This window comes from Pseudomonas corni (genome assembly GCF_057128765.1).
Genome location: NZ_JBSKHW010000012.1, coordinates 45,591 through 67,439 on the forward strand (window position 1 = coordinate 45,591; position 21,849 = coordinate 67,439).

At 58.5% G+C, this 21,849-nt stretch carries 24 protein-coding genes; 10 read left to right on the forward strand and 14 right to left on the reverse strand.

What is annotated here, in order from left to right; translation table 11 throughout:
* Positions 1-195 precede the first annotated feature (195 nt).
* The 6 genes from hemA (at position 196) to ACWKV9_RS18530 (ending at position 5,582) form a co-directional block, all read left to right on the forward strand.
* Entirely contained in the window at positions 196-1,473 is a 1,278-nt protein-coding gene (hemA, locus tag ACWKV9_RS18505; RefSeq protein ID WP_483837580.1) for a glutamyl-tRNA reductase, read from the forward strand.
* A complete protein-coding gene (gene prfA / locus ACWKV9_RS18510) occupies positions 1,470-2,552 on the forward strand; it encodes a peptide chain release factor 1 (protein WP_483837581.1) in 1,083 nt (360 codons plus the stop codon). Before hemA ends, prfA begins: the two co-directional genes overlap by 4 nt.
* Complete coding sequence (gene prmC / locus ACWKV9_RS18515; RefSeq protein WP_483837582.1) at positions 2,553-3,386, forward strand: peptide chain release factor N(5)-glutamine methyltransferase; 834 nt, start codon at positions 2,553-2,555, stop codon at positions 3,384-3,386.
* Positions 3,380-4,135 (forward strand): molybdopterin-synthase adenylyltransferase MoeB, encoded by a 756-nt coding sequence (locus ACWKV9_RS18520; RefSeq protein ID WP_483837583.1) that lies wholly within the window; start codon positions 3,380-3,382, stop codon positions 4,133-4,135. The genes prmC and ACWKV9_RS18520 overlap by 7 nt, the downstream gene beginning before the upstream one ends.
* A gap of 11 nt (positions 4,136-4,146) precedes the next feature.
* Positions 4,147-4,947: a glutamate racemase gene (gene murI / locus ACWKV9_RS18525; protein ID WP_483837584.1), complete on the forward strand. Its 801-nt coding sequence runs from the start codon at positions 4,147-4,149 to the stop codon at positions 4,945-4,947.
* A 116-nt stretch (positions 4,948-5,063) separates the two neighbouring features.
* Positions 5,064-5,582, forward strand: a complete 519-nt coding sequence (locus tag ACWKV9_RS18530; RefSeq protein WP_483837585.1) for an acyloxyacyl hydrolase — start codon at positions 5,064-5,066, stop codon at positions 5,580-5,582.
* Positions 5,583-5,693: 111 nt separating this feature from the next.
* Here the strand turns inward: ACWKV9_RS18530 and ACWKV9_RS18535 are convergent, their stop codons facing one another.
* The 12 genes from ACWKV9_RS18535 to ACWKV9_RS18590 all read right to left on the reverse strand — a co-directional run bounded on the left by ACWKV9_RS18535 (position 5,694) and on the right by ACWKV9_RS18590 (position 16,345).
* On the reverse strand, positions 5,694-6,002 hold the full coding sequence (locus ACWKV9_RS18535; RefSeq protein WP_483837732.1) for a YkgJ family cysteine cluster protein: 309 nt from the start codon (positions 6,000-6,002) through the stop codon (positions 5,694-5,696).
* A gap of 185 nt (positions 6,003-6,187) precedes the next feature.
* Positions 6,188-6,709 (reverse strand): DUF2878 domain-containing protein, encoded by a 522-nt coding sequence (locus ACWKV9_RS18540; protein WP_483837586.1) that lies wholly within the window; start codon positions 6,707-6,709, stop codon positions 6,188-6,190.
* Positions 6,702-7,964 (reverse strand): class I SAM-dependent methyltransferase, encoded by a 1,263-nt coding sequence (locus ACWKV9_RS18545; RefSeq protein WP_483837587.1) that lies wholly within the window; start codon positions 7,962-7,964, stop codon positions 6,702-6,704. The genes ACWKV9_RS18540 and ACWKV9_RS18545 overlap by 8 nt, the downstream gene beginning before the upstream one ends.
* Entirely contained in the window at positions 7,951-8,751 is an 801-nt protein-coding gene (locus ACWKV9_RS18550) for a DUF1365 domain-containing protein (protein WP_483837588.1), read from the reverse strand. The genes ACWKV9_RS18545 and ACWKV9_RS18550 overlap by 14 nt, the downstream gene beginning before the upstream one ends.
* Positions 8,748-9,995, reverse strand: a complete 1,248-nt coding sequence (locus ACWKV9_RS18555; protein WP_483837589.1) for an NAD(P)/FAD-dependent oxidoreductase — start codon at positions 9,993-9,995, stop codon at positions 8,748-8,750. The genes ACWKV9_RS18550 and ACWKV9_RS18555 overlap by 4 nt, the downstream gene beginning before the upstream one ends.
* Positions 9,992-10,780, reverse strand: a complete 789-nt coding sequence (locus ACWKV9_RS18560; RefSeq protein WP_483837590.1) for an SDR family NAD(P)-dependent oxidoreductase — start codon at positions 10,778-10,780, stop codon at positions 9,992-9,994. The genes ACWKV9_RS18555 and ACWKV9_RS18560 overlap by 4 nt, the downstream gene beginning before the upstream one ends.
* On the reverse strand, positions 10,777-11,202 hold the full coding sequence (locus tag ACWKV9_RS18565) for a nuclear transport factor 2 family protein (protein ID WP_483837591.1): 426 nt from the start codon (positions 11,200-11,202) through the stop codon (positions 10,777-10,779). The genes ACWKV9_RS18560 and ACWKV9_RS18565 overlap by 4 nt, the downstream gene beginning before the upstream one ends.
* Positions 11,195-12,640, reverse strand: coding sequence for a deoxyribodipyrimidine photo-lyase (gene phrB, locus ACWKV9_RS18570; protein WP_483837592.1), 1,446 nt, complete (start codon positions 12,638-12,640; stop codon positions 11,195-11,197). The genes ACWKV9_RS18565 and phrB overlap by 8 nt, the downstream gene beginning before the upstream one ends.
* A 9-nt stretch (positions 12,641-12,649) precedes the next feature.
* Positions 12,650-13,591: a MerR family transcriptional regulator gene (locus ACWKV9_RS18575; protein ID WP_483837593.1), complete on the reverse strand. Its 942-nt coding sequence runs from the start codon at positions 13,589-13,591 to the stop codon at positions 12,650-12,652.
* 3 nt (positions 13,592-13,594) lie between these two features.
* A complete protein-coding gene (locus ACWKV9_RS18580) occupies positions 13,595-14,578 on the reverse strand; it encodes a YbgA family protein (protein WP_483837594.1) in 984 nt (327 codons plus the stop codon).
* Positions 14,579-15,146: 568 nt separating this feature from the next.
* Positions 15,147-15,362, reverse strand: coding sequence for a TIGR02450 family Trp-rich protein (locus ACWKV9_RS18585; RefSeq protein WP_483837595.1), 216 nt, complete (start codon positions 15,360-15,362; stop codon positions 15,147-15,149).
* Positions 15,359-16,345, reverse strand: coding sequence for an NAD(P)/FAD-dependent oxidoreductase (locus ACWKV9_RS18590; RefSeq protein ID WP_483837596.1), 987 nt, complete (start codon positions 16,343-16,345; stop codon positions 15,359-15,361). The genes ACWKV9_RS18585 and ACWKV9_RS18590 overlap by 4 nt, the downstream gene beginning before the upstream one ends.
* 286 nt (positions 16,346-16,631) lie before the next feature.
* On the opposite strand from ACWKV9_RS18590, the gene ACWKV9_RS18595 reads away from it, so the two are divergent.
* Both ACWKV9_RS18595 and hemH read left to right on the forward strand, forming a co-directional pair.
* Positions 16,632-17,534: a TIGR01777 family oxidoreductase gene (locus ACWKV9_RS18595; RefSeq protein WP_483837597.1), complete on the forward strand. Its 903-nt coding sequence runs from the start codon at positions 16,632-16,634 to the stop codon at positions 17,532-17,534.
* A 15-nt stretch (positions 17,535-17,549) separates the two neighbouring features.
* The gene (gene hemH / locus ACWKV9_RS18600) at positions 17,550-18,575 is read left to right on the forward strand and encodes a ferrochelatase (RefSeq protein WP_483837598.1); all 1,026 of its coding nucleotides are present in this window, start codon (positions 17,550-17,552) and stop codon (positions 18,573-18,575) included.
* A 116-nt stretch (positions 18,576-18,691) separates the two neighbouring features.
* Here the strand turns inward: hemH and ACWKV9_RS18605 are convergent, their stop codons facing one another.
* Together ACWKV9_RS18605 and upp are read right to left on the reverse strand one after the other, a co-directional pair.
* Positions 18,692-19,972: a uracil-xanthine permease family protein gene (locus ACWKV9_RS18605; RefSeq protein WP_483837599.1), complete on the reverse strand. Its 1,281-nt coding sequence runs from the start codon at positions 19,970-19,972 to the stop codon at positions 18,692-18,694.
* A complete protein-coding gene (upp, locus tag ACWKV9_RS18610) occupies positions 19,972-20,610 on the reverse strand; it encodes a uracil phosphoribosyltransferase (RefSeq protein WP_483837600.1) in 639 nt (212 codons plus the stop codon). The genes ACWKV9_RS18605 and upp overlap by 1 nt, the downstream gene beginning before the upstream one ends.
* 197 nt (positions 20,611-20,807) lie before the next feature.
* Between upp and ACWKV9_RS18615 the strand changes: the two genes are divergently transcribed.
* Entirely contained in the window at positions 20,808-21,365 is a 558-nt protein-coding gene (locus ACWKV9_RS18615; RefSeq protein ID WP_483837601.1) for a hypoxanthine-guanine phosphoribosyltransferase, read from the forward strand.
* Positions 21,366-21,369: 4 nt separating this feature from the next.
* Positions 21,370-21,843, forward strand: coding sequence for a WbuC family cupin fold metalloprotein (locus ACWKV9_RS18620; protein WP_483837602.1), 474 nt, complete (start codon positions 21,370-21,372; stop codon positions 21,841-21,843).
* Positions 21,844-21,849: the final 6 nt, after the last annotated feature.

Below are 21,849 nucleotides of genomic sequence, written 5' to 3' on the forward strand. Positions count from 1 at the left end.
CCACAGGCCGCGCGAAAAGTAAGGCCTGCCAATGAGTGGCCTGGACTTGGACAAATTGTCGCAGCCAGACACCCTAAAGCGGACCTCTATAGGGACAATAGCCTTGGCTGGTCGTTCTGAATGTATTGCGGTGGTTGTCCTGAATCTATCGAAGTAGGACAATTGCCGGCTTCACGTCACCATCAGCGACCTTGAATGGCCTTTCTTGCTCTGGGTATCAACCATAAGACTGCTTCAGTCGATGTCCGCGAGCGCGTGGCATTTACGCCTGAGCAGCTGGTTGAAGCATTACAGCAGCTATGTCGCCTGACCCAGAGTCGCGAAGCCGCGATCCTCTCCACCTGCAACCGCAGCGAGCTTTATATAGAGCAGGACAGCCTCACTGCTGACGTTATCCTGCGTTGGCTGGCTGATTATCATCACCTTAACGTCGACGAACTGCGGGCCAGTGCCTACGTGCATGAAGAGGACGCCGCCGTTCGCCACATGATGCGCGTCGCCTCCGGGCTCGATTCGCTGGTGCTGGGCGAGCCGCAGATTCTCGGTCAGATGAAGTCGGCTTATGCCGTTGCACGGGAAGCGGGCACGATCGGGCCGCTGCTGGGGCGTTTGTTCCAGGCGACGTTCAGCGCGGCCAAGCAGGTTCGCACCGACACAGCCATTGGCGAGAACCCGGTATCGGTCGCCTTTGCCGCCGTCAGTCTGGCAAAGCAGATCTTCAGTGATCTGCAGCGCAGCCAGGCATTACTGATCGGCGCGGGCGAGACCATCACGCTGGTCGCCCGGCACCTGCATGAACTGGGTGTAAAGCGTATCGTCGTCGCCAACCGCACCCTCGAACGCGCCAGTATGCTGGCCGAACAGTTCGGCGCTCACGCGGTGCTGCTGGCGGACATACCGGCTGAGCTGGTCAACAGTGATATCGTCATCAGCTCCACGGCCAGCCAATTGCCGATTCTGGGCAAGGGCGCGGTCGAAAGCGCGCTGAAACTGCGCAAGCACAAACCGATCTTCATGGTCGACATCGCGGTGCCCCGTGACATCGAGCCAGAAGTCGGCGAACTCGACGATGTCTATCTTTATACCGTCGATGATCTGCACGAAGTCGTCGCCGAAAACCTCAAGAGCCGACAGGGCGCGGCGCAGGCTGCCGAAGAGCTGGTTACCCTTGGCGTCGACGACTTTATGTCGCGACTGCGAGAACTGGCGGCGGTCGACGTGCTCAAGGCGTATCGTCAGCAAAGCGAAAGGCTGCGCGACGAAGAGTTATTGAAGGCCCAACGCCTGCTGGCCAACGGCGGCAATGCCGAAGATGTGCTGGCGGTACTGGCCCGCAGCCTGACCAACAAATTGATGCATGCGCCGAGCGTGCAACTCAAAAAGCTGTCTGCCGAAGGCCGCGTCGATGCGCTGGCCATGGCTCAGGAACTCTTTGCCCTCGGTGAGGGCTCCACGGATAAACCCCCGCAATGAAAGCTTCACTGCTCAATAAGCTGGACATCCTCAGTGACCGTTTCGAGGAACTGACCGCACTGCTTGGCGATGCCGAAGTCATTTCCGATCAGACGAAATTCCGCGCCTATTCGCGTGAGTACTCTGAAGCCGAACCGGTGATCGCAGCCTATAACCAGTTGCTCAAGGTGCAGAGTGATCTTGAAGGCGCCCAGGCGTTGCTCAAGGACAGCGACCCCGACATGCGCGAAATGGCGGGCGAGGAAGTGCGCGAAGCCAAAGATCAATTGGTAGTGCTGGAAAGCAGTCTGCAGAAGATGCTGCTGCCCAGAGACCCCAACGATGGGAGAAACGTGTTTCTGGAAATCCGTGCCGGCACTGGCGGTGATGAAGCCGCTATTTTCTCCGGCGACCTGTTTCGCATGTACTCGCGGTATGCCGAGCGTCGCGGCTGGCGCGTTGAAATCATGTCCGAGAACGAAGGCGAACACGGCGGCTTCAAGGAAGTCATCGCCCGTGTCGAAGGCGAAAACGTCTATGGCAAGCTCAAGTTCGAGTCCGGCGCGCACCGTGTACAGCGGGTGCCAGAAACCGAATCTCAGGGACGTATCCACACCTCAGCCTGTACCGTGGCTGTATTGCCCGAGCCGGATGAGCAACAGGCGATCGAGATAAACCCGTCGGATCTGCGCGTAGATACTTACAAATCCTCGGGCGCGGGTGGTCAGCACGTCAACAAGACTGACTCGGCCATTCGCATTACCCACTTGCCTTCAGGCATTGTGGTCGAGTGTCAGGAAGAACGTTCGCAGCACAAAAACCGGGCGCGAGCCATGTCCTGGCTGTCGGCAAAGCTCAACGATCAGCAAACCAGCGCGGCGGCCAATGCCATCGCCAGTGAGCGTAAATTGTTGGTGGGTTCGGGTGATCGATCCGAGCGCATCCGCACGTACAACTTTCCACAGGGGCGAGTGACGGACCATCGCGTGAATCTGACGCTATATTCGCTGGATGAAGTTTTGGCCGGCGGAGTCGATGCAGTGATAGAGCCGTTGCTTGCCGAGTATCAGGCAGATCAACTTGCGGCACTGGGTGAGTAAATGACCATTATCGCCAGCTTGTTAAGAAGCGCCGAGCTACCGGATTCTCCGACGGCGCGTCTGGATGTCGAGTTGCTGTTGGCTGCCGCATTGGGCAAACCGCGCAGTTTTCTGCACACCTGGCCCGAGCGGATCGTCAGCAGCGAAGCGGCGCATACCTTCGAAGGCTATCTGCGCAGACGTCGTACCGGTGAGCCGGTGGCTTACATTCTTGGGCTGCAGGGCTTCTGGAATATCGACCTCGAAGTCGCCACGCACACGCTTATTCCGCGTCCAGAGACCGAAATGCTTGTGGAAACAGCGCTGGAATTATTGCCCGGCGCGATCCCTCATCGGTTGCTGGATCTAGGCACCGGGACCGGCGCGATCGCGTTGTCGCTGGCCAAGGAACGTCCGCAGTGGACCATCACAGCGGTGGATCGGGTGGACGAAGCTGTCGATCTGGCCGAGCGCAACCGTCAGCGTCTGAACCTGGACAATGCGGCAGTGATGAAGAGCCATTGGTTCAGCGCGCTGGAACGTCAACGCTTCGATCTCATCATCAGCAATCCGCCCTATATCGCGTCCGGTGATCCGCATCTGGCCCAGGGCGATGTGCGTTTCGAGCCCAGCAGTGCGCTGGTGGCGGGCGTCGATGGCATGGATGATTTGCGCATCATCGTGTCCGAGGCCACGGCGCATCTCGAGCCGGGCGGCTGGTTGCTGCTGGAGCATGGCTACGATCAGGGAGCTGCCGTGCGTGATCTGCTTAACGGTCACGGTTTCGAGCAGATTCAGACCCGACGTGATCTGGGTGACAACGAACGCATCACCTTCGGACGCGTGCCGTGCTGACCGATCAGGAACTGTTGCGCTATAGCCGGCAGATCCTCCTGCAGCACGTGGACATCGGAGGCCAGTTGCGCCTCAAACAGAGCCGGGTATTGATTGTGGGCCTTGGTGGCTTAGGTTCGCCCGTCGCGCTGTACCTTGCAGCCGCTGGTGTTGGCGAGCTGCACCTGGCGGACTTCGACACCGTCGACCTCACTAACCTGCAACGGCAGATCATTCACGATAGCGACAGCGTCGGGTTGTCCAAGGTTGATTCGGCCATCGCGCGCCTTATCGCGATCAATCCCGAAGTCAACCTGGTACCCCATCGCGCCGCGCTGGATGTCGACTCCTTGGCTGCCGCGGTCGACGCCGTGGACCTGGTGCTCGACTGCTCGGACAATTTTTCTACCCGTGAGTCTGTGAACGCTGCTTGTGTTCATGCCCGCAAGCCTTTGGTCAGCGGCGCGGCCATTCGCCTGGAAGGCCAGCTCTCGGTGTTCGATCCACGCCGACCGGAAAGCCCCTGCTACCACTGTTTATACGGGCACGGCAGCGAGGCGGAACTCACGTGCAGCGAGGCGGGTGTAATCGGTCCGCTGGTAGGATTAGTGGGCAGTTTGCAGGCGCTGGAAGCACTAAAATTGCTGGCCGGTTTCGGCGAACCATTGGTGGGGCGCTTGCTGTTGATTGACGCCTTATCCACTCGCTTTCGCGAACTCAAGGTCAAGCGTGATCCGGGCTGCAGCGTGTGCAGCGGCGCGCATGGGTAGGACTGGCAAATATGTCTAGGGCCAGCGACGCGCCTGTCGGCGTATTTGATTCCGGTGTGGGTGGGCTGTCGGTTCTGCGCGAGATTTACCACTTGCTGCCCAATGAATCCATGTTGTACGTCGCAGACTGCGGCCATATTCCTTACGGCGAAAAAACAGCGGAGTTCATTCGCGAGCGCTGCGTGGTTATGGCCGAGTTTTTTCGTGCCCAAGGGGCGAAGGCTTTGGTCCTGGCCTGCAACACAGCGACCGTTGCGGGCGTGGCTGATCTTCGTGAGCGTTATCCGGACTGGCCAATCGTTGGCATGGAGCCTGCGGTCAAGCCCGCAGCTGCCGCGACTCGCAGCGGCGTCGTCGGCGTGCTGGCCACGACTGGCACCTTGCAAAGTGCGAAATTCGCCGCCTTGCTGGACCGCTTCGCCGCTGACATTCAAGTCGTCACACAGCCTTGCCCGGGGCTGGTTGAACTGATCGAAACCGGTGACTTGACCAGCCCTACCATTCGCCACCTGCTCCAGGGCTATGTCGAACCGCTGCTGGCGGCGGGCTGCGACACGATCATTCTTGGCTGCACGCACTATCCATTTCTCAAACCACTGCTGCGAGAGATGGTGCCCGCGTCGATCACCCTGATCGATACCGGCGGCGCGGTCGCCCGTCAATTGAAGAGTTTGCTTATTCAAAACGATCTGATTGGGTGTGGTCCCGCACAACCTGCCCAATTCTGGACGAGTGGCGACCCAGATAATTTCAGAAACATCCTACCGGTACTATGGGAAATGTCTGACAGTGTGCGAAGCTTCACCTCGTGAAAAAAACGTGAAAGCCACTGTTTTTCGCTGAACTAATATTCAGCGGCAGATTTCTACAGGAAGTCTGTTTTAGATAAAAAAATCCGATTACTGCACTCGAAAATAGGATGTTTCAGATGAAGCGACTGTTTTGTTTGGCTGCGATTGCGGCCGTTTTAACGGGGCAAAGTGCGATTGCACAGGCTGATGGTGTTGAATTCTCGGTTGGGGAAACCGGCGAATCGACGATGACCTATCGCTTGGGCGCGCAATTTGATTGGGACAAAAGCTGGTGGCAGACCGGTGTCGGCCGTCTGACCGGCTACTGGAGCGGGGCTTACACTTACTGGGAAGGCGACAAGAATTCCAGTAACAACAGCCTGTCTTTCTCCCCGGTATTCGTTTACGAATTCTCCGGCGAGAATGTGAAGCCTTACATCGAGGCGGGTATTGGTGTCGCGGTGTTTCAGCGCACCGAAGTTGAAGGCAACAAGTTGGGCAGTGCGTTTCAGTTCGAAGACCGCTTCGGTTTCGGTCTGCGCTTTGCCGGTGGTCATGAAGTCGGGATTCGTGCGACTCACTACTCTAACGGTGGCATGACTACCAACAACGACGGTATTGAGAGCTACGCCCTGCACTACACCATGCCGTTCTAAGAGCGAATGCTTCTTCTGTAGGAGCGCGCTTGCCCGCGATTGCAATATGTCAGCAATCAAATGAGTGCCTGACACGACGCGTTCGCGGGCAAGCGCTCTCCTACAGCGTAATTATCGATACGCCGTCAAAATCCCTTCCCGCTCCACCAGGCATTCCGGTGCACCCATTTCGAACTCCCGGCAAATCAGCGGGCGTCTGTCGTAAATGGTGCACATCATCGTGTCGCGATCCAGCGCCGCGCACCAGCCGTCGTCCAGACGCAGCATCACTTCACCGCCCCAGTCATCGGTATCGATAAAACGTTCGGGCACGCCGGTGTCTGTGATCAACATGACTTCCAGCTGGCAGCAGCAGGCCGCGCAGGTCGAGCAGGTCACGTCAGGTTCGGCTGGGATTTGGAAAACTGGAATTGGCGTCATGGGCGGCAGTGTAAAGCAGCGGCCAGGATAGGGGGCGTTGATCTGACAGGCGATCGCCGGACTACGAACTTGCTGGAAGCCGCCGAGCATCGCGGGGATGCGATTTCGGTACACCTGACACACCTCATCGCAGCCTTCGTAACCTCGGCAGCTCCTACAGGTTTCTTGGCTACTGGACGATAGAGTTAATGTTTCGCCATCGGGGATGCGCGGAAATACCTCGCCAGCCAATGCAGGCACGGAAACACCACCGCCCACACCGCGGCCAATATCAGCATGCTCGGCCAGAACCCCAGCGGCATGGAGACCGCCGCCATCTTCGTGCCTGCAAAATACGAGAGCGGGCCACCAATCGCGCCGAGTACGCTGGCCAGCCACCAGGGCCGCGCTGACCACGCCAGGCAATGATCCAGCGTGGTCGCAAGCAAAGCCCACAGCAACGCCAGCCATAACGGAATCAGCACGCTGGCATCGCCGAAATCAAAAACACCGAGCTTGAGCAGCGCGCTGTCCAGTGCCGAGCCCAGTGCGAACACCACGATCACCAGCTTGCCTTCGGTTCGCCACGACCCGATCAGCGCCAGGTGGGCCGCGATGATCGCAAGCGTGGCGACCAGTCCAAAAGCATTGCCGCCCAACACGCAGGCAAACCAGCCCAGCTGAAACAGCACCGCATTGATGATGCGTTTGGCGGCAACGCTACGCATCAAAACGACCCAATAGTGGTTCCGGCATCGCCTGAGGCTTGGCCAGCAACAATTGCGCCGTGCCGATGGTGCGCTCCAGAAATCCACCCTCGCAGTAGCACAGGTAAAACTCCCACAAACGCAGGAAGTAATCGTCGTAGCCAAGTTCTGCCAGATAACCATGGGCGTGACGGAAGTTGTCATGCCACAGGCGCAATGTGCGCGCGTAATGCAGGCCGAAATCTTCCATGTGCAGCAGGTTCATGTCTGTATCGCGCCCGACGATGTCGAGCATGCCAGCGACCGAGGGAAGTGCGCCTCCGGGGAAAATGTAACGCTGAATGAAGTCGACGCTGCGTTTCGCCTGCTCGTGGCGTTGCTCACGAATGGTGATTGCCTGGATCAGCATCAACCCATTGCTCTTGAGCAACTGCGTGCACTGTTTGAAATACGTCGGCAGAAACCGGTGGCCCACGGCCTCGATCATCTCGATGGAGACCAGCTTGTCGTACTCGCCTTTCAGGTCGCGATAGTCCTCAAGCTTGAGGGTGATGCGGTCTTGGAGGCCGAGTTCAACGACACGCTTTTCGGTGTACGCAAACTGCTCTTTGGAGAGCGTGGTGGTGGTCACCCGGCAGCCGTAATGTTGCGCGGCATAGATCGCCATGCTGCCCCAACCGGTGCCGATTTCCAGCAAATGATCAGTGGGCTTGAGCGCAAGCTTCTGGCAGATGCGTTCCAGCTTGTTCAGTTGCGCCTGTTCCAGCGTGTCGTCGGGACTCAAGAACTGCGCGGCGGAATACATCATGGTCGGGTCGAGAAATTGCTCGAACAGATCGTTGCCCAAATCGTAGTGCGCGGCGATGTTCTTTTGCGAGCCTTCACGGGTGTTGCGATTGAGCCAGTGCAGCGCCTGAACAAAAGGCCGGCCGAGCCGTGCCAGGCCCCCTTCGAGTGCATCCAGCACGTCGAGATTGCTGACGAACACACGAATCACGGCCGTCAGGTCCGGGCTGGTCCAGTAACCATGAATGAAAGCCTCACCCGCCCCGATCGAGCCATTACTGGCAACCAAGCCCCATATAGCCGAATCCTGGATGTGGATTTCACCTTGGACCTTCGCGCCAGCGGTGCCGAACACGCGACGCTCGTCGCCTTCGATGACCACTAATTGCCCGTGGCGCAGGTGCGAAAGCTGGCGCAGAACACCGCGTCGCAAAATGCCTGCGGTGAAATTATTGGTGCCGAGACCGGCGATAACGCTACTGCTTTTCATGGCGTCGATCCTTGTTTTGCGCGGCGGCAGTGCTGAAGTCGCCATCGGCGGCCTGATGGGAAAAAATCGGCATACGTTTAACGAACAGGCGAACCGCTTGCCAGTAGATCGCTGCGCACGTCTTGGCTGTCATCCACGGGAAACTGAGCAAATGCCGATGCAGCGCAGTTCTGCTGAGCGGTTGGCGTTGCAGATTAAGGGTGGCGTCGAACACCTTAAGCTCGCCTTGCCAGTCCGCCATGTGTACGCCTAGACGCTCGGCGGGCTGGCTGAAACTCATGCGGTATTCGAGGTCGCGCGGTAGAAATGGCGACACATGAAACGCCTTGGCTACCGCGAAGTGCTGGTGGCCTTCATCCGAAGCCGGGAGCACGTAGTGATAGCGCTCGCGCCAGGGCGTGTTAGTGACTTCGCACAGAATGGCGGCCAGCGAACCGTCGCGCTCAAAGCAGTAAAAAAAGCTCACCGGATTGAACGACAGCCCCCAACTGCGTGCTTGAGTCAGCAGACAAATGCGCCCGAGCGGGGCGCGGCCCAATGCTTCACTGACGATGGAGCGCACAGCGCCGATCAGAGAAATGCCGCGTCCGGTGTACTGGCGCAAGTAATCACTGGGGCGAAACGAAAACGGCGCAAAGCGGCTTTCCCCGGCCAGCGGCGACATTTGGAGCACAGCGTCCTGTTCTTCGAGATCCAGGTACAACATCCCGATGCGATAACTGAACCCATGAGCCTTGGGCGAGAACCGCCGGTGGCTGATGACGCCACTGTAGAGGGCGCTGTTCACAGGGTTTCTCCGAACGCCGACGCAACACGCAAGGCGCTGACCACTCCATCTTCATGAAACCCGCTGGCCCAATAGGCACCGCAGTAATAGGTGTGTTGTTGGCCGTGAACTTCCTGCCAGCGTTCTTGCGCGGCGATCCCCTTCAAGCTGTATTGCGGGTGCGCGTAGCGGTAGCGGGCGAGAATTTTCGAAGGGTCGATGGAGGGCGTCTGATTGAGGCTGACACAAAACGTCGTTTCGCTGTCCAGGCCTTGCAGGATGTTCATTGCGTAGGTCACTGCCGCCGACTGATCACCGCCGCCGCCCAATCGATAGTTCCAGCTGGCCCAGGCCAGTTCGCGCTCAGGCAACAAGCTGGCATCGGTGTGCAACACCACATCGTTATCGGCGTAGGGCAGGGCGCCGAGGATTTCCTGTTCGGCAACGCTTGGCTCGGCCAGCATCGCCAGCGCCTGATCGCTGTGGCAGGCGAAGATCACCTTATCGAAGCGTTCGCTGCCGGCACTGCTGTGAATCACGACGCCATCTTCATCGCGCTCGACTCGGTAAACCGGGCAATCCACGCGAATCCGCTGTTTGAACGACGCGGTCAGCGGGGCAATGTAGCTGCTTGAACCGCCTTCGATTACGCACCATTGCGGACGATTGCTGACTGACAACAGCCCATGGTTCTTGAAGAAGCGCACAAAGAATTGCAGCGGAAACGCCAGCATGTCCGCCAGTGACATCGACCAGATCGCCGCGCCCATGGGTACGATGTAATGCTCGGTGAAGCGTCGGCCATAGCCACCGGATTTCAGGTAATCGCCCAGCGTTGTGTCGGCAGCGATACGCTCGTGTTGCAGGTCATTCAACGCTTGTTTATTGAAGCGCATGATGTCGCGCAACATGCCCCAAAAGCTGGGTGACAACAGATTGCTGCGTTGAGCAAACAAGCTATTAAGGTTGTTGCCGTTGTACTCGGTGCGCGATTGCGGGTCGCTGACCGAGAAGCTCATTTCGGTGGATTTGAACGCCACGCCGAGCTTGCCCATCAGGCGGATGAAATTGGGGTAGGTCCAGTCATTGAAGACAATAAAGCCGGTATCGATAGCGTGGGTCTTGCCGTTGACCGAAACGTTGACCGTATGGGTATGCCCCCCAACCCAGCTCTCGGACTCAAAGACAGTGATGTCGTGATTGCGATTCAGCAGCCAGGCGCTGGTGAGCCCTGATATGCCGCTGCCGATAATCGCAATCTTCATTGCACGCTCCCCTGTTTGCCGGATGTTTCACTGGCAGAACGGGTCATGCGTTTGCCGATGGCGAGCTGGGCACGCTCCGGCAATAGCGCCAACATTTTGAGCACAGTGATGAATGCCCAGGGAAACGAGATTTCCAGTGGGCGACGCGCCACTTCCAGGCGTTCAAAAATATAGCGCCCGGCTTTCTCGGCGGACCAGCGCATCGGCATCGGAAAGTCGTTTTTTGCCGTCAATGGCGTGTCGACAAACCCAGGGCTTACGATCGTCACGTCAATGCCTTCTTCCGCCACATCGATGCGCAACGACTGATACAGATAGCGCAAGCCAGCTTTTGACGCGCCGTACGCCTCGGAGCGGGTCAGCGGCAGGAACGCCACCGAACTCGCCACGCCCACCATGTGGGGACGATGGCCCAGACGCAAAAGGATCAGCGCCTCTTGAATGCAGTAGGAGGTCGCGATCAGATTGGTGTGTATAACGCGCTCCATCATCGCCGCATCGAACTGTCGGGCGTCGATGTATTCACAGGTTCCCGCGTTGAGAATCACGGTATCCAGCGCGCCCCAGATCTCGGCGATGCGATTGCCAATGGCGCTGACTTGCTCGCCATCATCAATGTCGCCGGGCACCAGCAGCACCTGGTTAGGGAAGCGTTTATCCAGCGCTTCGAGCGGCTCCAGAGAGCGTGCGGTGAGCGCCAGCCGGTGACCGGCCTTGAGCAATTGCTCAGCCAATACCAGACCGATTCCGCTGCTTGCACCGGTAAGCCAGATACGTCGGTTCATGCCAATCTTCCTTTTAGCCAGCGGATCGCCCTGCCCATGATTGGCAGATGCTCGTAAAGCATTGCGCCCGCGTCGAAGAAATCGCGGTGCTGAAACACTCGGTTGTCGCTCCACAGCAAATGCGAGCAGCCCTGAACCTGAATCGTCTTGCCGCCATTCAAGCGCGGGTGCGAGTAGTTCATCGTCCAGCGTAAATAGCCTTTGCCCTCGCGCACTTGATCGAAAGCATGAAAATCGAACTTCAGGTGCTGGACGTTGGCGTACAACTCAGCGAAATAGACGTGCAGATCACTCAAGCCCTGGACTTCATGCATCGGATCAGCGAATGCAATGTCGTAGCTGTACAGCTCGGGCAGGCGCTGCAGGTTGTTTTTGTCCAGGGAAGCAAAGCCCTTGGCAAACTCACGAAGGAATTCAGTCATGGCTTTCGCTCGCAGCTTGAAGATGAGGCAGGGACTTGAACGCAGCCAAAGCGCGCGCTCGGCTGCTCTTCAGGTCAACGATGGGCGCCGGATATTGGTCGTCGCCGAACAACCCGCCCTGTGCCACCGGGTTGTGAATGTCTTTTTTGTTCATCGCCGACAGTTCCGGTACCCAGTGCTTGATGAACACACCCTGGGGGTCGAAGCGTTCGGACTGGCTGATGGGGTTGAAAATCCGGAAGTAGGGCGATGAGTCAGTGCCGGTCGATGAACTCCACTGCCAGCCCCCATTGTTAGCGGACAAGTCGCCATCGATCAGGTGTTGCATGAAAAAGCGTTCGCCATCGCGCCAGTCGAGCAGCAGGTTCTTGCTGAAAAACATCGCCACGACCATGCGCAGCCGGTTATGCATCCAGCCAGTTTCCAGCAACTGGCGCATCGCTGCGTCCACAATTGGAAAGCCTGTTCGGCCTTGCTGCCACGCTTCGAGGTCTTTGGCTGACTGGCGCCATTTGACTGCTTCGGTATCGGGGCGGAAGGCGCGATGACGCGACACTCTTGGGAAGCCGGTCAGTATGTGTTTGTAGAACTCGCGCCACAGCAGCTCATTGATCCAGGTGATCGAGCCAGCGTTACCGGTTTCGAATTCGCCTTGGTTACTGCTCAGCGCTGCGTGCAGGCACTGACGAGGGGAAATCACCCCGGCAGCGAGGTAAGCCGATAGCCGACTGGTACCGGGTTTTGCCGGGAAATCACGTTCATCGAGATAATGCTCGATCTGCGCGTCGGCGAAGGTCTCCAGACGCTTGCTTGCTTCGTCCTCGCCTGCTGGCCAAAGCTTGCGCAGCGAGTCAGGCGGCGTGGCGAAGCCCTTCACCTGATCGGGAATGTCGTCGCTGGCGATGTGCAGGGGTTTCTGTTTGCCCGGCAGACGTACCAGCGGTGGTACGCCGTGATGCAGGCGCGAATAACAGACCTTGCGGAACTGAGTGAAGACTTTGAAGTAGCTGCCCGTCTTGGTCAGCACGCTACCGGGCTTGAAAAAGAGCTGATCCAGGTGACTCTGGAAATGCACGCCAGCCTCACCTAATGCTGCCTGCACCTCGTCATCGCGACGGGTTTCGTTGATCCCATACTCTTCGTTGACGTGGACTTTTTCGATTGCATGTTGTTTGCACAGCTTCAACAGCACGGCGGGGACTTTGTCCCACATGTCTGCATAGACGATCAGCAGCGGCACGTTGAGCTTGCTCAGCGCTGTTTTCAGCTCCACCAGATTGCGTAGCCAGAAATCGACCTTGCAGGCAGCGTCATCGTGACTGCTCCATTGTCCTGGGCTGATCACATACACGGCCACCGTAGGCCCCTGCTCCATGGCAGCGGCGAGAGCCGTGTTGTCGTGAACGCGCAAATCGCTGCGCAGCCATATCAATTGCATGTTCATTCCTTAAATAAGCCCAAGACGCTGCAGTGCAATTTGGGCCGCCAGCGGGTCTTCGGCGAGGGTGATCCCGGGTGCCTCATTAACTGATACGGACAACTCCGCCGAATGGATGCGTACCGTTGGTCCGGTCAGGACGATAGGGCAGGCCACGTTGTTGAACAGTCGCGGCAGCTGCGACACGTTCAGGGATTTGCTGGAATACAGCAGCACGGCGCGAGGCTTGAGGTATTCACAGGCCAGTGCCAGTTCGCCCACCGGCAACGGCCAATCGAAGACCTCCACCGGGCAGTCGGCGCTGCTGACCAGCCAGGCGGTCAGCCATAGGTGCGGCTCAAGGGGCAAGTCCGACTGATTAACCAGCAAAACCGGGGCGCCGCTGAGTTGCCGGTTGTTGTGATAAAGGCGGGCGCCCAATTTGCTGCGCAGCCACGAATAGAAGAACACCCGCTCCAGTTGTGCCCCGAACTGGCCCTGCCAGCGCTGTTCGAGGGATGCCAGCAGCGGCAACATCAGCTGCTCGCACAGGGTACGAGGCGGATAAAGCGACATCGCTTGATTGAACATCTCATCGACGCGCCGTTCGGCCAACTCGCTGATGGCTTGCTGCAAGGTCTGGCGCAGTGCGTCCCAATCGCTTTGTGGCGTGGTCGGCGGGGTCTGATGGGTGTCGAGCAGTTGCTTGACCTGACTGACTGAAACCCCGCGATTGAGCCAGGTCACAATGGCCTGCACCCGCTGAACGTGTTCGGTTGAATAAAGCCGATGCCCCTTGGGCGTGCGGTGCGGCACGATCAGGCCATAACGCCGCTCCCAGGCGCGAAGGGTCACGGCATTGACGCCCGTGAGCCTGGCGATTTCGCGGATGGGCAGCCAGCCATTGGCCAAGTCACCAGCGCCGGCGGTGGGATCTTCGTCCTCTGGGGACACAAGGTCAGAGATGGTCATGGTTTAAATCGCATTCCGCAGGCTGAGGTTTTCCGGGTGCGGTTGCAGGTAAACCTGAAGCGCGACATATGGATCGGGGTGTTGGCGGAAATGGTGTTTGAGCAGCGTCAGCGGCACCACCAATGGCACGATGCCCTGATGGTATTGATCTATGACGGCCTGGATTTCCTGCTTGTCTTCGGCGCCGATGGTTTTGCGCAAGTAGCCGCACAGGTGTTGCAGCACATTGGTGTGTGTGCGGCGGGTGGCCGGTTTTTTCAGCGCACTCATCAGCTCACTGAAATAGCGAGGGGCGATCTCGTTGGGATCGGTTTTGCCCATGGTGCCGAGCAGGTTGCCCAGCGCTCGGTATTGCACCGGATCATTGGCCATCAACTGATATTTGTAGCGCGAGTGAAATTCAGTCAGCGAGCGGCGGGTGATGCCGCTTTGGCGCAGCGCCTGCCAGGCGGCATAGGCGTAGACCCGGGTGATGAAGTTTTCCCGCAGGACGGGGTCATTCAGGCGGCCGTCTTCTTCCACCGGCAAGTCGGGATGGCGATCGCAGAAAGCGCGGGCATAAATGCCGGTACCGCCGCCGTCCTGCGGAGCACCGTTTTCGCGATAGACTTTTACCCGTTCCAGCCCGCAGGAAGGCGATTTCTGCATGAAGATGTAGCCGCAGAGATCGTTCATCTGCGTGGCCATGTGTTCGCCGTACTCGGCCAGCGCCTGGGTAACATTGAGTTCGCTGTTGACTGAGCCAACGGCTTGGGGCCGATCCACGTCCCCCACCAAACGGATGGCCTGACGCGGGATCCCCATGCCGATGGCCACTTCCGGGCACGCCGGAATGAAATCGAAATACTGGCTCAGTGCGTCGCTGCAAAGATGCGAGAGCTTGTGCCCGCCGTTGTAGCGAACCTCAACGCCCAGCAAACACGCGCTGATGCCAAGCTTTGGCTTGGAAGCCTGGGAGATTTCGGGCGTATGTGCTGACGTGGACATGGCAAAACCTCTGTGAACTGCTTGTACAGGATGTTTTGTCTGTACAACTTCTGTTCATCATAGGTTTGTGCTTGTACAAGTCAAATTATTTGTACAGGTTTTGTCGTAGGAATGAATATTCGCTTTCTGTAGGAGCCAACTCGTTGGGGAGGGAGGGTACGCGGCGAATCAGGGAAAACGCTTCGCGAACAAGTTCGCTCCTACAGGGTGAGAGGCCGTGCCGGGAGAATGCCGACCCACTGTAGGAGCCAACTTGTTGGCGAGCCGGGCTATGCAGTGAGTCAGGGGAAACGCTTCGCGAACAAGTTCGCTCCTACAGGGTGAGAGGCCGTGCCGGGAGAATGCCGACCCACTGTAGGAGCCAACTTGTTGGCGAGCCGGGCTATGCAGTGAGTCAGGGGAAACGCTTCGCGAACAAGTTCGCTCCTACAGGGTGAGAGGCCGTGCCGGGAGAATGCCGAACCCCTGTAGGAGCCAACTTGTTGGCGAGCCGGGCTATGCAGTGAGTCAGGGGAAACGCTTGGCGAACAAGTTCGCTGCTACAGGAGGCAGGGATGTGGCGTGACGCTTACTTCCACCCCATCCGCCACGCCCCATCATCCTGCAACGCCTGCCAAGCGAAGCGTTGTGCGCGTTTGGTCATCACGGCCTGCAGTTCTATTTCCAGCACCGTGCCTTCTTCGTCGCAGAAAAGCTCGGTCACGAGGAAGTGTTTTTCCCGGTTCTGAGGGCTGGCTGCCGTCCACTTTGACAGCAGCAGTTTGCGCGGATTAAGTCGGTTCACTTGAGGTGCTCGAGCAAACGTCGCGCGGCTTCTTGGCCGCTGAGCCATGCACCTTCGACGCGTCCGGACAAACACCAGTCGCCGCACACATACAGGCCCAGATCCGGATCGGACAATGCACCTACCTCGCGCGCGCCGGCAGGCCGTGCGTACAGCCAGCGGTGGGCGAGGGTGAACGCTGGCGCCGGTATTGCGCAGTTCATCAACTCGGCAAAAGCACCATGCAACTGATCGATGACCTGCTCTTTTGGCATGTCCAGATGTTGCCGGCTCCAGGCGCTAGTCGCGTGCAGCACCCAGGTGTCCATCTTGCTGTCGCGCCCGGGTTTACTGCGGTTGCGAGCCAGCCAGTCGATTGGGCTGTCCTGGACGAAGCAGCCTTCGAGCTGAGTATCAAGCGGGGTCTCGAACGCCAGGGCGACGGCCCAGGTTGGCTCCATTTTCACACCGGCAACCACGCTCGCCAGTTTGGGGGCGGCGGCCAGCAGGGTGGTTGCTTGTGGCGCGGGTACGGCGATCACGACCTGACTGAAAGGGCCATGACTTCGGCCGTCTTCATCCAGCAGGTTCCAGTGTTCCTCGCCACGAAAGACTTCGGTGATGCGACACGAGAACGTAACCGGCATATCGCCCAGCATGGCGCGGGTAATGGCGCTCATACGGGGCTTGCCCACCCAGCGCACTTGCTCGTCAGGCGACAGGCTCAGCTGTCCGCCATGGAAGTTATAGAGCAGTGGCTTCCATTCGGCGACATGGCCGTCGGCTTGCCACTGCTGGACGATGGCAGCAAAACGACGGTCGCGAGCGGTGAAATATTGCGCGCCCATGTCCAGTGCACCCGCATCGCTGCGTTTGCTGGACATGCGTCCGCCGCTGCCGCGGCTCTTGTCGAAAAGATGGATGGTGTGCCCCGCAGCATGCAGTGCGCGGGCAGCGGAGAGTCCGGCGATGCCGGTACCGATGATTGCGATAGGTACAGTCATAGGGGCCTCGTTACCTTGTCTGCACAGACTACGCCGTAGTTAAAACCTGTACAATATTGTTTTTCGGTATAACTTGGCGCCTTCTACGACGAAGGCCTTAACGCCGCTGCACGCTTCATGCAACTCTGGCGCCGCTCGCAAAAAGCTTCAACTGTTCGAACGAGTAGCGCTGGCGCCGTTCTCTATAGCGTGGCCTATGGTTCAACTGTGCGCTTTGATTCAAAGCGCCAATCATATGAAAAATAGACCACTGAACTGCGACGAAAGCCACGCGAGGAACTCAGTCATGCACATATTGCTGACCGGCGGTACAGGATTGATAGGACGCAGGCTTTGCCGTCACTGGCTCAGTCAAGGGCATCAATTGACAGTCTGGAGCCGCCGGCCTGAGGAGGTCGCGAAGCTATGCGGCGTCGGCGTGCGCGGCATCGCTCATCCGGATGACATCGGTGCCCAAATGGTAGACGCAGTGGTCAACCTGGCCGGTGCGCCGATTGCCGACCGGCCCTGGACCCGCAAGCGCAAAGCGCTGTTATGGGACAGTCGCATCACTCTCACCGAGCAACTCATCACCTGGCTTGAGCGTCGCGAGCAAAAGCCTGCGGTGATGATCTCTGGCTCGGCGGTTGGCTGGTACGGCGACGGCGGCGAGCGCGAACTAGACGAAGAGTCTCCCCCTGTCAGCGAAGACTTTGCCAGCCGTTTGTGCATCGCGTGGGAAGAGACTGCCGTGCGAGCTCAGGCTGCAGGTATTCGTGTGGTGCTGGTTCGAACCGGGCTGGTGCTGGCCAATGAGGGCGGCTTTTTGCAACGTCTGCTGCCACCTTTCAAGCTCGGTATGGGCGGGCCGATTGGTAACGGTCGGCAGTGGATGCCCTGGGTCCATATCGACGATCAAATCGCCGCCATTGATTTTCTGTTAAACCGGGAAGACGCCCAAGGTCCCTATAATGTTTGCGCGCCGTCACCGGTACGCAACCGTGACTTTGCCAAGACCCTGGCCACGATTCTGCACCGTCCCTCTTTTATGCCAATGCCTGCTGTCGCCTTGCGCCTGTTGATGGGCGAGCTATCAATATTGCTGCTGGGCGGACAGCGTGCTCGGCCCTCGCGACTTCAAGCGGCCGGCTTTACTTTCCGATTCACTGATCTGCGCGCGGCTCTGGACAATCTTCTGCGCCGCCACTGACTTTTAAGGTGTTGCATGACCGATCACGCTTTGCTGCTGGTTAACCTGGGTTCGCCGGCATCTACTGAGGTAGCGGACGTGCGTCGCTACCTCAACCAGTTTCTGATGGACCCCTACGTGATCGATGTGCCGTGGCCACTTCGGCGGCTGATCGTTTCACTGATTTTGATCAATCGCCCCAAGCAATCTGCCCACGCTTATGCCTCGATCTGGTGGGAGGGCGGTTCGCCGTTGGTGGTTTTGAGCAAACGACTTCAGCAAGCGATGTCCAAAGAATGGACTGCTGGCCCGGTCGAACTGGCGATGCGTTACGGCGAGCCCTCCATCGACACCGTTCTGAAGAAACTCAGCGCCCAAGGCATCAGGAAAGTTACCCTTGCACCGGTCTACCCGCAGTTCGCTGACAGTACTGTGACTACGGTGATTGAAGAGGCAAAACGGGTGGTACGTGAGCGCAAGCTCAACGTTAAGTTTTCGGTGTTGCAGCCGTTCTACGACCAGCCGGAATACCTTCAAGCGCTGGTGGACAACGTCCGGCCGCATCTGGAGCAGTCGCACGACCATTTGCTGCTGAGTTTTCACGGTTTGCCGGAACGTCACCTGACCAAACTCGACCCGACGGGCAATCACTGCTTCAAAGACGCCAATTGCTGCCAGAACGCGTCGCCTGCGGTTATCGCTACCTGCTATCGGGCGCAATGCATTCGGTCCGCTTCCGAATTCGCGCGGTTGGCGGGGATTCCTGATGGCAAGTGGTCGGTGTCGTTCCAGTCGCGTCTGGGTCGCGCCAAGTGGATCGAACCCTACACCGAAGCGCATCTCGCCGAACTGGCCGCTCAAGGTGTGAAAAAGTTGCTGGTAATGTGCCCGGCGTTTGTCGCGGACTGCATCGAGACGCTGGAAGAAATCGGCGATCGCGGCGCGGAGCAGTTCAAGGAAGCGGGCGGAGAAGAGCTGGTGCTTATTCCATGCCTGAACGACGACCCAAACTGGGCGGCGGCGCTGAACAAGCTGTGCGAGCGGGCGCCGTTGATGTTGTAAGCGCACCCACTCTGTAGGAGCGAATTTATTTGCGAAGCGGCAGTACGTCCGTAGAGACTGCGTCGGATGTACCGGCATCTCGCGAATGAATTCGCTCCTACAGGTTTTGCGTGTATCTAAGGCAACTGATCATCCAGACGCTTGTTCTTCCAGGCGTCGCTTCCCGGCAGAATCAGGTTCAGCACGATGGCGGTCACTGCGCAGAGCGCGATGCCTTTCATGCCGAAGTCATCAGGCCCATTGCCAGTGCCGATCAGTACGCCACCAATCCCGAACACCAGTGTTACCGACACGATCACCAGATTGCGCGCTTCGGCCAGATCAACCTTGTGGCGGATCAGCGTGTTCATGCCCACCGCAGCAATCGAACCGAACAGCAGGCAAAGAATCCCGCCCATCACCGGTACCGGTATGCTTTGCAGCAGCGCGCCAAACTTGCCGATGAACGCCAGGGTGATGGCGAAGATTGCCGCCCAAGTCATGATTTTCGGGTTGTAGTTCTTGGTCAGCATCACCGCGCCAGTGACTTCGGCGTAAGTGGTGTTGGGCGGACCACCGAATGCACCGGCGACTGTCGTCGCGATGCCGTCGCCCAACAGCGTGCGATGCAGGCCAGGCTTTTTCAGGTAATCGCGGCCGGTCACGCTGCCGACGGCAATCACGCCGCCGATGTGCTCGATCGCGGGAGCGAGGGCGACCGGGACGATGAACAGAATCGCCTGCCAGTTGAATTCCGGTGCAGTGAAGTGCGGCAGGGCAAGCCAGGGCGCTGCAGCGATTTTCGCGGTGTCGACCACGCCAAAGTAGAACGACAGAGCAAAGCCCACCAGCACGCCGGAGATAATCGGCACCAACCGGAATATGCCTTTGCCGAAGACCGCGACGATGACGGTGGTCAGCAGGGCTGCCATCGAGATCGCGATGGCCGTGTGATACGGGATCAACTCCGCCGCGCCGTCGCCCGTTCTGCCCATCGCCATGTTGGCTGCGATCGGCGCCATGGCCAGACCGATGGAAATAATCACCGGACCGATCACCACTGGAGGCAGCAGACGATCAATGAAACCGGTGCCTTTAATCTTCACCGCAAGCCCGAGGAAGGTGTAGACGAACCCTGCCGCCATCACGCCGCCCATGGTCGCGGCCAAGCCGAATTGTCCTTTGGCGAGAATGATCGGGGTGATGAACGCAAAGCTCGATGCCAGGAAAACCGGCACCTGACGCCCAGTGACAACCTGAAAGCACAGTGTGCCGAGACCGGCGGTGAACAGCGCGACATTGGGATCGAGCCCGGTGATCAGCGGCATCAGCACCAATGCGCCGAAGGCCACGAATAGCATCTGGGCGCCCGAAAGAATGGTACGCCAGGTTGGATCGTTGAACTCATCCGTGCTCATCAGGCGTCCTTCTGCTTGGTGCCGAAAATCTTGTCACCGGCATCGCCCAGGCCTGGGATGATGTAACCGTGTTCGTTCAAGCGCTCATCAATGGACGCTGTATAGATCATCACGTCCGGATGTGCTTTCTCGACGGCGGCGATGCCTTCAGGTGCGGCAACCAGGACCATGGCACGGATTTCCCGGCAGCCGGCTTTTTTCAGCAGATCGATGGCGGCGACCATGGAGCTGCCAGTGGCCAGCATTGGGTCAATGATCATCGCCAGACGCTCGTTGATCTCCGGGACCAATTTCTCCAGATAAGTGTGCGCTTGCAGAGTCTCTTCGTTGCGGGCCAGGCCCACAGCGCTGACTTTGGCGCCCGGGATCAGGCTGAGCACGCCATCGAGCATGCCGATGCCAGCGCGCAGAATGGGCACGACGGTGATCTTCTTGCCGGCGATCTTCTCGACCTGGACCGTTCCGGCCCAACCCTGGATGTCGTAGGTTTCCAGCGGCAGATCTGCGGTTGCTTCATACGTCAGCAGTGCGCCGACTTCCTGCGCCAGTTCACGAAAATTTTTAGTGCTGATATCGGCACGGCGCATCAGACCGAGCTTGTGACGGATCAGCGGATGACGGATTTCACGAATGGGCATAAGGGGACGGCTCCAGCGGCGGGCAAAAAAAACGGCTTAGATTAATCTATTCAGCTGTAACTTGTCTTACCGGTTAGGTTCCTGGTTCGTACAACATTGGAACGCCCGTGCAACGTTAGTCCAGAAACGCTTGCTCTGAACTGACCGGATGCGTACCTTTGCCCGCTTTTCTTACACTGCCCCCCTTGGAGAGCGTCATGTCCGCTGATCTCGAGCATATCCGTCAAATCATGCGAGAGGCTGACTGCCTGTACACGGAGGCCGAAGTCGAGGCGTCCATCGCCCGCGTCGGACAACACATCAATAGCGTGCTGGCCGATCGTAATCCGGTGGTGTTCTGCGTCATGAATGGCGGCCTGATTTTCGCGGGCAAGCTGCTTACGCATCTTAACTTCCCGCTGGAAGCTTCCTACCTGCACGCCACCCGTTACCGCAATGAAACCAGCGGCGGCGATCTGTTCTGGAAGGCCAAACCGGAAGTCTCGTTCATCGATCGCGACGTATTGATCATTGATGACATTCTCGATGAAGGTCACACCTTGGGCGCCATTATCGACTTCTGCAAACACGCCGGTGCCAGCGCCGTACACACCGCAGTGCTGATCGACAAGGATCACAACCGCAAGGCGCGGCCTGATCTGAAGGCCGACTTCGTGGGCCTGCCGTGCATCGACCGTTACATCTTTGGTTATGGCATGGACTACAAGGGCTACTGGCGTAATGCTGCGGGTATCTATGCCGTGAAGGGGATGTAAAAACATGCAGTCGCCACGCTTTCTGGACCAAACATTGTTCGCTGACCTGGCCGGGGCTGCGTCAGCGAACCCGCGCGGGCGACAACACCACAACCTGCATCAGATGGAAGAGCCGTGCCACCGGATGGTCGTCGGCATGCAGCCCTCAACTTATGTCCCGCCTCACCGTCATGTGAGCGCTGACAAGGCCGAGTGCCTGCTGGTGCTCAAAGGCAAACTGGGGATATTGCTGTTCGACGAAACTGGTGTTCTGGTCAGCACGACTGTTTTGCAGGCCGCAGGCGATGTGCTGGGCGTAGACATCCCGCCGGGTTTTTTTCATGCCCTTGTGGTGCTTGAGCCAGACAGCATCATGTTTGAATGCAAGGCCGGGCCCTACCTTCCCGTCAGCCCCGCGGAGCTTGCGGATTGGGCACCGCACGAGGGTGATCCCGGCGTTGCCGATTACCACGCCTGGATGATGGCGCAGTTCGCCTGAGTGCGG